The sequence below is a fragment of the Bacillus sp. DE0042 genome (genome assembly GCF_007680225.1).
Taxonomy (GTDB): Bacteria; Bacillota; Bacilli; order Bacillales; family Bacillaceae_G; genus Bacillus_A; species Bacillus_A wiedmannii.
In genome coordinates, this window is record NZ_VEJP01000014.1 from 38520 (window position 1) to 48432 (window position 9913).

The 9913-nt window shown below is 37.7% G+C and carries 11 protein-coding genes; all 11 read left to right on the plus strand.

Annotation, left to right across the window (positions count from 1 at the left end; all coding sequences use genetic code 11):
• The 11 genes from hslO (at position 1) to lysS (ending at position 9536) form a co-directional block, all read left to right on the plus strand.
• Positions 1–876 (plus strand): redox-regulated molecular chaperone HslO, encoded by an 876-nt coding sequence (gene hslO, locus FS802_RS29540; protein WP_144525659.1) that lies wholly within the window; start codon positions 1–3, stop codon positions 874–876.
• A 113-nt stretch (positions 877–989) separates the two neighbouring features.
• Positions 990–1913: a cysteine synthase A gene (cysK, locus tag FS802_RS29545; protein ID WP_001261726.1), complete on the plus strand. Its 924-nt coding sequence runs from the start codon at positions 990–992 to the stop codon at positions 1911–1913.
• 220 nt (positions 1914–2133) lie between these two features.
• Positions 2134–3531: an aminodeoxychorismate synthase component I gene (gene pabB / locus FS802_RS29550; RefSeq protein ID WP_144525661.1), complete on the plus strand. Its 1398-nt coding sequence runs from the start codon at positions 2134–2136 to the stop codon at positions 3529–3531.
• Between the two features lie 5 nt (positions 3532–3536).
• On the plus strand, positions 3537–4124 hold the full coding sequence (gene pabA / locus FS802_RS29555) for an aminodeoxychorismate/anthranilate synthase component II (protein ID WP_000602298.1): 588 nt from the start codon (positions 3537–3539) through the stop codon (positions 4122–4124).
• Positions 4118–4975: an aminodeoxychorismate lyase gene (pabC, locus tag FS802_RS29560; RefSeq protein WP_000909866.1), complete on the plus strand. Its 858-nt coding sequence runs from the start codon at positions 4118–4120 to the stop codon at positions 4973–4975. The genes pabA and pabC overlap by 7 nt, the downstream gene beginning before the upstream one ends.
• Positions 4965–5825: a dihydropteroate synthase gene (folP, locus tag FS802_RS29565; protein ID WP_002096157.1), complete on the plus strand. Its 861-nt coding sequence runs from the start codon at positions 4965–4967 to the stop codon at positions 5823–5825. The genes pabC and folP overlap by 11 nt, the downstream gene beginning before the upstream one ends.
• Positions 5826–6188 (plus strand): dihydroneopterin aldolase, encoded by a 363-nt coding sequence (gene folB / locus FS802_RS29570; protein ID WP_000358076.1) that lies wholly within the window; start codon positions 5826–5828, stop codon positions 6186–6188. It begins immediately after the preceding gene.
• Complete coding sequence (folK, locus tag FS802_RS29575) at positions 6185–6700, plus strand: 2-amino-4-hydroxy-6-hydroxymethyldihydropteridine diphosphokinase (RefSeq protein WP_001059453.1); 516 nt, start codon at positions 6185–6187, stop codon at positions 6698–6700. The genes folB and folK overlap by 4 nt, the downstream gene beginning before the upstream one ends.
• Positions 6652–6855, plus strand: coding sequence for a helix-turn-helix domain-containing protein (locus FS802_RS29580; protein ID WP_000387029.1), 204 nt, complete (start codon positions 6652–6654; stop codon positions 6853–6855). Before folK ends, FS802_RS29580 begins: the two co-directional genes overlap by 49 nt.
• A gap of 23 nt (positions 6856–6878) precedes the next feature.
• The gene (gene dusB / locus FS802_RS29585; protein ID WP_000912237.1) at positions 6879–7877 is read left to right on the plus strand and encodes a tRNA dihydrouridine synthase DusB; all 999 of its coding nucleotides are present in this window, start codon (positions 6879–6881) and stop codon (positions 7875–7877) included.
• 159 nt (positions 7878–8036) lie between these two features.
• Positions 8037–9536 carry a lysine--tRNA ligase gene (lysS, locus tag FS802_RS29590; RefSeq protein ID WP_000369674.1) on the plus strand — a complete coding sequence of 500 codons (1500 nt, stop codon included), beginning with the start codon at positions 8037–8039 and terminating at the stop codon, positions 9534–9536.
• Positions 9537–9913: the final 377 nt, after the last annotated feature.

Genomic DNA, 9913 nt, shown 5'->3' on the forward strand with positions numbered 1-9913 from the left:
ATGAAAGATTATTTAGTAAAAGCGTTAGCGTTTGATGGGGAAGTGCGTGCATATAGTGTACGTACTACAAACACAGTAAGTGAGGCGCAAAGACGTCATGATACATGGAGAACAGCTTCAGCGGCACTTGGTCGTTCTTTAACTGCAGGTACAATGATGGGCGCGATGTTAAAAGGTGACCAAAAGTTAACGATTAAGGTAGAAGGTAATGGTCCGATTGGTCCCATCTTAGTAGATGCTCATGCGAATGGGGATGTACGTGGCTATGTAACGAATCCACATGTTGATTTTGAAGGAACGGAACAAGGGAAATTACGTGTATATCAAGCGGTAGGTACTGAAGGATTTGTAACAGTAATTAAAGATATTGGTATGCGTGAGCCGTTTATTGGTCAATCTCCAATTGTTTCAGGAGAATTAGGGGAAGACTTCACGTATTATTTTGCAGTTTCTGAGCAAACACCTTCTTCTGTAGGAGTCGGCGTTCTTGTAAATGGAGATGACAGCGTATTAGCGGCAGGTGGATTTATCCTTCAAATTATGCCAGGTGCACAGGAAGAAACAATTTCATTCATTGAAGATCGTTTGCAGAAGATTCCTCCTGTATCAACGTTAATCGAACAAGGGTTTTCTCCAGAAGAGTTACTGTATGCAGTTCTTGGAGAAGATAAAGTAAAAGTATTAGAAGTGATGGATGTTCAATTTAATTGCACATGCTCACGCGAACGTATTGAGAGTGTGTTAATTAGTTTGGGTAAAACAGAGTTAGAGCAAATTCGTGAAGAAGAAGAAGAGACAGAAGTTCATTGTCATTTCTGTAATGAGCGATACAAGTTCTCTAAAGAAGATATTACAAATTTAATTGAGAGTTTGTAATAAGGGAAGTGAGGGAATCCGTCCTCTAAATAGATTGACAAAAAGGGAATTTTCTGACAAAATCTAAATATAGATAAAACCAATAAAAATACTCGGTGTTAGGAGTGACAGGAATGCGAGTGGCACAATCAGTTTCAGAATTAATCGGGAAAACGCCGATCGTTAAGTTGAACCGCATCGTAGAATCAAACAGCGCAGATATATACTTAAAATTAGAATTTATGAATCCAGGGAGCAGTGTTAAAGATCGTATTGCATTAGCTATGATTGAAGATGCTGAAAAAAAAGGATTATTAAAAGAAGGCGATACAATCATTGAGCCGACAAGTGGTAACACAGGAATTGGTTTAGCGATGGTAGCGGCCGCTAAAGGATATAAGGCAATTTTAGTAATGCCAGAAACAATGAGTATTGAGCGTCGTAATTTGTTACGTGCTTACGGTGCAGAATTAGTATTGACTCCAGGGCCTGAAGGAATGGGTGGAGCGATTCGTCAAGCGACTGAATTAGCAAAAGAGCATGGATACTTTATACCACAACAGTTCAAAAACCAATCGAATCCAGAAATTCATCGTTTAACAACAGGGCCAGAAATTGTTGAACAAATGGGTGACCAATTAGATGCGTTTATTGCAGGTATTGGTACAGGTGGAACGATTACTGGTGCTGGTGAAGTACTGAAGGAAGCGTATAAAGATATTAAAATTTATGCAGTAGAACCTGCGGATTCACCAGTACTATCTGGTGGGAAACCGGGTCCACATAAAATCCAAGGAATTGGGGCGGGATTCATCCCAGAGACATTGGATGTAGAGGTATATGATGAAATTGTTCAAGTAAAAGCAGAGCAAGCATTTGAATATGCAAGAAGAGTGGCTAAAGAGGAAGGTATTTTAGTGGGTATCTCTTCTGGAGCAGTTATTTATGCAGCAACAGAAATTGCGAAAAAGTTAGGTAAAGGGAAAAAGGTACTTGTTATTATCCCAAGTAACGGTGAACGTTATTTAAGTACACCGCTGTATCAATTTGAGTCTTAATTATATGTGATTGAAAAAGCATCCTTGAAAAAGGATGCTTTTTCTTTTTGGATTGGAAATAGGAAAAGAGTGAATGACTAGAAAACTTCATGTAAAATAAGAGGTAGTATAATTAATTTATTTTCACTAGCCTTCGAGTATAACCACTTTATATATATAACGAATGTAGTTTGAGGTGGTTAATCTAAGAGGGTGGGATAAAAGAAGACGGGGTGTTGATATGCAACGAAGAAAATCTTTAGCGCTTTCTATTCCATATCAGTTAGATTTCTTTAAGCAGTATAAATTTCTTTCTAAGGATAAACCGCAACATATTTTGTTAGAGAGTGGACGTGGCGGTCGTTATAACATTGTGGGGTTGAACCCAGTAGCGGTAATCCGAGGGAAGGGTGAAACGTTACATATAAGCGAAAGTGGTAAGGAAACAATAAAACAAGGAAACCCATTAGATTTAATGCAGGAATATATGGAGCGATGGGAAACGGACTATAATCCGGAATACCCTCCATTTCAAGGTGGTGCAATTGGTTACTTTAGTTATGATTGCATCCGTTATATTGAAAAACTCCCTTCCCATGCGGAGGATGACATTAATATACCTGATATATTCTTTTTATTATTTGATGATGTGTTTGTGTATGATCAAAAAGAAAAAGTATTATGGATTATTACACATTATGTAGATAAGCATGAAGAGGCAAAAGAGCGATTAAATGAATGGAAGATTCTTTGGGCGACAGAAGCGCCAGAAGTGAATATACCTTTTGCATGCCCTGAAGAGAAAAGTGAAACAGTTGCTTTTACAGAAGAAAGCTTTATGAAGGCGGTTGAATGTATTCAAGAATATATTGGGGCTGGTGATGTGTTCCAAGTAAACTTGTCGACAAGGCAAGAAAGAACGTTACAAACACACCCACTAAAAATCTATACAAGTCTTCGTGAGATTAATCCATCTCCATATATGGGTTACTTGGAGCTCGGGGATTTTCAAATTGTTAGTGGATCGCCAGAGTTGCTAATTAAGAAAGAGGGAACCGAAGTAAGTACAAGACCGATTGCTGGAACGAGATCTAGAGGGGCGAATGAGCAAGAGGATGAAGAATTAGCAAAAGAATTAATTGAGAACGAAAAAGAAAGAGCAGAGCACGTCATGCTTGTGGATTTAGAACGAAATGATTTAGGGCGTGTTTGTAAATATGGCACTGTAGAAGTAGATGAATTTATGGTAATTGAGAAATACTCACATGTTATGCATATTGTTTCTAATGTGCGTGGTGAGGTGGAAGAAGATAAAGATGCTTTTGATTTAGTGAAGGCTGTATTCCCTGGGGGAACAATTACTGGTGCCCCGAAAATACGTACGATGGAAATTATTGAAGAATTAGAACCTGTTCGCCGAGGGATTTATACAGGTTCAATCGGGTGGATCGGTTATTCTGGAGATACAGAATTGAATATTGTAATTAGAACACTGCTTGCTAAAGATGGAAAAGCGCATGTACAAGCAGGAGCGGGGATTGTAATTGATTCGAATCCGGAAAATGAATATAAAGAGTCGTTAAAAAAGGCGATTGCTTTATGGCGTGCAAAAGAACGTAGCGAAGAAACGGTTAGGTGAGAGAAATGATATTAATGATTGATAATTATGATTCTTTTACATTTAATTTAGTGCAGTTTCTTGGAGAACTTGGACAAGAGCTTGTTGTTAAACGTAACGATGAAGTGACTATTTCAGATATTGAGAATATGAAACCAGACTTTTTAATGATTTCGCCAGGTCCGTGTAGTCCTAATGAAGCAGGTATTAGTATGGAGGTTATTCAATACTTTGCTGGAAAGATTCCGATTTTTGGGGTCTGTCTTGGACATCAATCCATTGCACAAGTGTTTGGTGGAGAGGTTATACGTGCGGAGCGCTTAATGCATGGGAAAACGTCGCTTATGCATCATGACGGAAAGACGATTTTTTCGGATATCCCTAATCCGTTTACTGCGACACGTTATCATTCCCTTATCGTTAAGAAAGAGACGTTACCTGATTGCTTAGAGGTAACATCTTGGACAGAAGAAGGGGAAATTATGGCGCTCCGTCATACAACATTACCGATTGAAGGTGTACAGTTCCATCCGGAATCAATTATGACTTCCCACGGGAAAGAGTTGTTGCAGAATTTCATCCGTAAATACAGTCCAAGTGTGACATCATGTTAATTTACGTAAATGGTGAGTATGTAGAAGCAAGTGAAGCGAGAATTTCTCCTTATGACCATGGTTATGTATATGGTCTTGGGGTTTTTGAGACGTTTCGTATTTATAATGGTCATCCTTTCTTATTGGATGATCATTATGATCGTTTAATAGATGCACTGCATACATTGCAAATTAAATGGACAATGACGAAAGATGAAGTACTGCTTATTTTGAAGAATTTACTCGTTAAGAATGAATTAGAGCATGCATATGTACGTTTTAATGTATCAGCGGGTATAGATGAAATTGGATTGCAAACGGAAATGTATGAAGAGCCGTCTGTTATTGTTTTTATAAAACCTTTGGCAGCCCCGGGAGATGTAGTTGAAAAAGAAGGGGTTGTTTTAAAGCAAGTGCGAAATACACCAGAGGGTGCGTCTCGCTTAAAGTCTCATCATTATTTAAATAACATTTTAGGAAAACGTGAAATTGGAAATGTTGTGAATAAGGAAGGTATTTTCCTTACTGAAACAGGTTATGTTGCAGAGGGTATTGTTTCGAATCTCTTTTTCGTGAAAGGTGATATTTTGTATACACCTTCGTTAAAAACAGGGATTTTAAATGGTATCACTCGTGCGTTTATTATAAAGGTTGCTGAAGAGCTGGGCATCGAAGTAAAGGAAGGTTTCTTTACAAAAGATGAATTACTTTCAGCTGATGAAGTTTTCGTAACGAACTCGATTCAAGAAATTGTTCCACTTTATCATATAGAGGGACGAGATTTCCCGGGTAAAGTAGGTATGGTTACAAAAAGGTTTATGAATCTTTACGAAATGCAGAGAGAGAAATTGTGGAGCAGAAATGAATTGTGAAGAGGAGATGTGTAGTTTGAAGTGGGATTATGATTTGCGCTGCGGCGAATATACATTGAACTTAAATGAAAAAACTTTAATTATGGGGATTTTAAATGTAACACCAGATTCGTTTTCCGATGGTGGGAGTTACAACGAAATAGAGGCTGCGGTGCGCCATGCGAAAGAAATGCGAGATGAAGGTGCTCATATTATTGATATCGGCGGTGAATCTACTCGCCCGGGTTTTGCTAAAGTATCAGTGGAAGAAGAAATCAAGCGAGTTGTTCCGATGATTCAGGCGGTTGCAAAAGAAGTGAAATTGCCTATTTCTATCGACACGTATAAAGCTGAAGTTGCAAAACAAGCAATCGAAGCGGGCGCTCATATTATTAATGACGTTTGGGGAGCGAAGGCGGAACCAAAAATCGCTGAAGTTGCAGCTCATTACGATGTACCTATTATCTTGATGCATAATCGAGATAACATGAATTACCGCAATTTAATGGCTGATATGATTGCTGATTTATATGACAGTATTAAAATTGCTAAAGATGCTGGTGTGCGAGATGAGAATATCATTTTAGACCCAGGCATCGGTTTTGCTAAAACACCTGAACAAAATTTAGAAGCGATGCGTAATTTAGAACAGTTAAACGTATTGGGTTATCCAGTTCTCTTAGGTACTTCAAGAAAGTCCTTTATTGGACATGTGTTAGATTTACCGGTAGAGGAACGTCTTGAGGGAACGGGAGCTACCGTTTGTCTTGGCATTGAAAAGGGCTGTGAGTTTGTTCGTGTTCATGATGTGAAGGAAATGGCACGTATGGCTAAGATGATGGATGCGATGATTGGTAAGGGGGTAAAGTAATTGGATAAAATTTATGTTCATGATATGGAGTTTTACGGTTATCATGGTGTATTCCCAGAGGAAAATAAATTGGGGCAGAGATTTAAAGTGGACTTAACGGTGGAGTTGGATTTGAAACAGGCAGGAGAAAGTGATGACTTAGAGCATTCTGTCAATTATGGAGAGCTTTTCGAGTTATGTAGAAAAGTTGTTGAAGATAGAACGTATAAGCTTGTAGAGAGTATCGCTGAAAATATTGCTGCAGATATATTGAAACAATATGAGAGTATTTTCCGTTGTACAATTAAAGTAATTAAACCAGATCCGCCGATACCTGGGCATTATCGTGCTGTAGCAGTGGAAATTACGAGAGAACGTCCATGAATAATATAGCTTACATTGCATTAGGTTCAAATATCGGAGAACGTTATACGTATTTAACTGAAGCGATTCAGTTTTTAAACAAAAACCCGTATATCCAAGTTAACGATATTTCATCTGTATATGAAACAGAGCCAGTTGGCTATACTGACCAAAGTTGCTTTTTAAATTTAGTTATAAAAATTTCTACCAATTTATCACCGCAAGAATTATTGAAAATTACACAAAGAGTAGAGAATGATTTAGGAAGAAAAAGGGAAATCAGATGGGGTCCGAGGACCATCGACCTTGACATTTTACTATATAATCAAGAAAATATTGAAGCAGAGAATCTTATTGTTCCGCATCCGCGGATGTTCGAAAGAGCTTTTGTTATCGTTCCGTTGTTAGAGATTAATCAAGATATAAAACAAAACATTTCACGTTCACAAGTAGAAGAAATGAAAAGGCGAGAGGGAGTAACGGTATGGAAGCAGAAAAATGGGGAAGACGCATTCGTGCTTTTCGAAAGCTAAAAGGTTATACACAAGAAGGTTTTGCGAAAGAGTTAGGGGTATCTGTATCTGTTTTAGGTGAAGTTGAGAGAGGGAATCGATCGCCTTCCCAAGATTTTGTAGTGGAAGTTGCTAAGGCATTAAAGGTTTCAGTGGAGGAATTAATGCCGAAGTGACTATGAAGGAAGGAGTAAGTCGAGTGTTAAAGATTGCAAATATTGAGATGAAAAACCCGGTTGTATTAGCACCGATGGCGGGAGTGTGTAACTCTGCATTCCGTTTGACAGTAAAAGAATTTGGTGCAGGTTTAGTTTGTGCTGAAATGGTAAGTGATAAAGCGATATTACTTAATAACAAAAGAACATTAGATATGTTATATATTGACGAAAGAGAAAAGCCATTAAGTTTACAAATTTTTGGTGGAGAGAAAGAAACTCTTGTAGATGCTGCGAAATACGTAGATAAATATACGACAGCAGACATTATTGATATTAATATGGGTTGCCCAGTACCGAAAATCATTAAGTGTGACGCGGGAGCAAAGTGGCTTTTAGACCCAAATAAAATATATGAAATGGTAGCGGCAGTTGTAGATGCTGTTGAAAAGCCGGTTACAGTTAAGATGCGTATTGGTTGGGATGCAGATCATATTTTTGCAATTGAGAATGCAAAAGCTGTTGAGCGTGCTGGCGGACAAGCAGTAGCAGTTCATGGACGTACACGAGTACAAATGTATGAAGGGAAAGCGGATTGGGATATTATTAAACAAGTAAAGCAAGCTGTAAATATCCCGGTTATCGGAAATGGTGATGTCGAAACGCCACAAGATGCAAAGCGTATGCTTGATGAAATTGGTGTAGACGGTGTTATGATTGGTCGCGCTGCCCTTGGGGACCCGTGGATGATTTATCGTACGGTAAAGTATTTGGAAACAGGTGAATTAATGCCGGAACCGACAGTGCGTGAGAAAATTGACGTATGTATGTTGCATCTGGATCGTCTTATCGATTTAAAGAACGAAAATGTCGCTGTAAGAGAGATGAGAAAGCATGCAGCTTGGTATTTAAAGGGTGTTCGTGGTAATGCAACTGTACGTAATGGTATCAATGCTTGTAATACGCGTGAGGACCTTGCGAATGTATTAGGTGCATTTGTAGAAGAAGTAGAAGCGAAACAACAAACAATTCACGTTGGTTAATAATAGATAGGGAAGATTGACATTCTTCTATACACTTCCTATAATTACGTGAAAGAAAGAAGAACTGCCAGCTAGTTGCTGGCAGTTTTTCTAGTTGAGTAGAAAATGCTATACTGTATATATTGTAAAAATTAATAGAGCTGGAGTGATATCAATACCATGGATAACATGAACCACGAAGAATTAAACGACCAATTGCTTGTTCGTCGTGAAAAGTTACATAACTTACGTGAGCAAGGAATCGATCCGTTCGGTAAACGATTTGAACGTACAAATGCAACAAATGACTTATTAAGCTTATATGGAGAGTTCTCTAAAGAAGAATTAGAAGAGAAAGAAATCTCTGTTTCTATCGCTGGTCGTATTATGACAAAACGCGGTAAAGGAAAAGCTGGATTTGCACATATTCAAGATTTACATGGACAAGTTCAAATTTATGTTCGTAAAGATGCTGTTGGAGATGAAGAGTACGAATTATTTAAAACAGCAGATTTAGGTGATTTAGTAGGTATTGAAGGTAAAGTGTTCAAAACGAACGTTGGAGAACTTTCGGTGAAAGCAACGGGCTTTACACTATTAACGAAATCTCTTCGTCCATTACCGGATAAATATCATGGATTAAAAGATGTTGAACAACGCTACCGTCAACGTTACTTAGACTTAATCACAAGTATGGAAAGCCGTGAAACATTCGTTACTCGCAGTAAAATCATTCGTGAAATGAGAAGATACTTAGATGACAATGGTTATCTTGAAGTGGAAACACCTATGATGCATGCAATTGCAGGTGGAGCTTCTGCGCGTCCTTTCATTACGCACCATAATGCGTTAGATATGGAATTATACATGCGTATCGCAATTGAACTTCATTTAAAACGCCTTATTGTGGGTGGATTAGAAAAAGTTTATGAAATCGGTCGTGTATTCCGTAATGAGGGTGTATCAACTCGTCATAATCCAGAGTTTACAATGATTGAATTATATGAAGCGTATGCTGATTATAAAGATATTATGAAACTAACAGAAAATATGGTTGCTCATATTGCGAAGCGAGTACTAGGTACAACAACAATCCAATATGGTGATTATGAAATTAATCTAGAACCAGAATGGACACGTCTTCATATGGTAGATGCAATCAAGGAACATTCAGGAGCAGATTTCTGGAATCCAATGAGTGTAGAAGAAGCGCGTGAACTTGCAAAAGAACATAATGTAGGTATTAAGGATACGATGGAAGTTGGTCATATTATAAACGAATTCTTCGAACAAAAAGTAGAAGATAAATTAATCCAACCAACATTTATTTACGGTCATCCGGTAGAAATTTCGCCACTTGCGAAAAAGAATGACGAAGATCCACGATTCACAGATCGTTTCGAATTATTTATCGTTGCACGTGAACATGCAAATGCATTTACTGAGCTAAATGATCCGATTGATCAAAAAGAACGTTTTGAAGCGCAATTAAAAGAGCGCGAACAAGGTAATGATGAAGCTCACATGATGGATGATGATTATATTGAAGCTCTTGAGTACGGTATGCCTCCTACAGGTGGACTAGGAATTGGTATTGATCGTCTTGTTATGTTGTTAACGAATGCACCATCTATTCGTGATGTATTATTATTCCCTGCTATGCGTCATAAACAAGACTAAGCTTTGGAGATTTCTCCAAAGCTTTTTTTATTTGAGTATGAGCTACGTGGGGATAGTAGTTCTTGATGGTGCGAGAAATTATATTTATATAGAAGAAATGTGCTGTTTTTATACTTTTTTACTAAGTTAAAGATTTTATTAGAAAAACTATTGCATTTTAATAATCAAACTGGTATATTTATATTCGTTGCCACGAAAGGTAACAAGTAAAACAAACGAAAAACAACTTATTGAAAAAAAGTTGTTGACGAAAATATAACGAAATGTTATATTAATAAAGTCGCTTCTGAGCGACAGACGAGTTCTTTGAAAACTGAACGAAACAAACAACGTGAAACGTCAATTTTTATTTTTAGATGCTAGACAAACTAACTTTA

What these genes read in the sequence shown, in the direction of transcription:
- hslO (WP_144525659.1), top strand. Translation starts at nt 1, where the DNA reads ATGAAAGATTATTTAGTAAAAGCGTTAGCGTTTGATGGGGAAGTGCGT.
- cysK (WP_001261726.1), top strand. Translation starts at nt 990, where the DNA reads ATGCGAGTGGCACAATCAGTTTCAGAATTAATCGGGAAAACGCCGATC.
- pabB (WP_144525661.1), top strand. Translation starts at nt 2,134, where the DNA reads ATGCAACGAAGAAAATCTTTAGCGCTTTCTATTCCATATCAGTTAGAT.
- pabA (WP_000602298.1), top strand. Translation starts at nt 3,537, where the DNA reads ATGATATTAATGATTGATAATTATGATTCTTTTACATTTAATTTAGTG.
- pabC (WP_000909866.1), top strand. Translation starts at nt 4,118, where the DNA reads ATGTTAATTTACGTAAATGGTGAGTATGTAGAAGCAAGTGAAGCGAGA.
- folP (WP_002096157.1), top strand. Translation starts at nt 4,965, where the DNA reads ATGAATTGTGAAGAGGAGATGTGTAGTTTGAAGTGGGATTATGATTTG.
- folK (WP_001059453.1), top strand. Translation starts at nt 6,185, where the DNA reads ATGAATAATATAGCTTACATTGCATTAGGTTCAAATATCGGAGAACGT.
- FS802_RS29580 (WP_000387029.1), top strand. Translation starts at nt 6,652, where the DNA reads ATGGAAGCAGAAAAATGGGGAAGACGCATTCGTGCTTTTCGAAAGCTA.
- lysS (WP_000369674.1), top strand. Translation starts at nt 8,037, where the DNA reads ATGGATAACATGAACCACGAAGAATTAAACGACCAATTGCTTGTTCGT.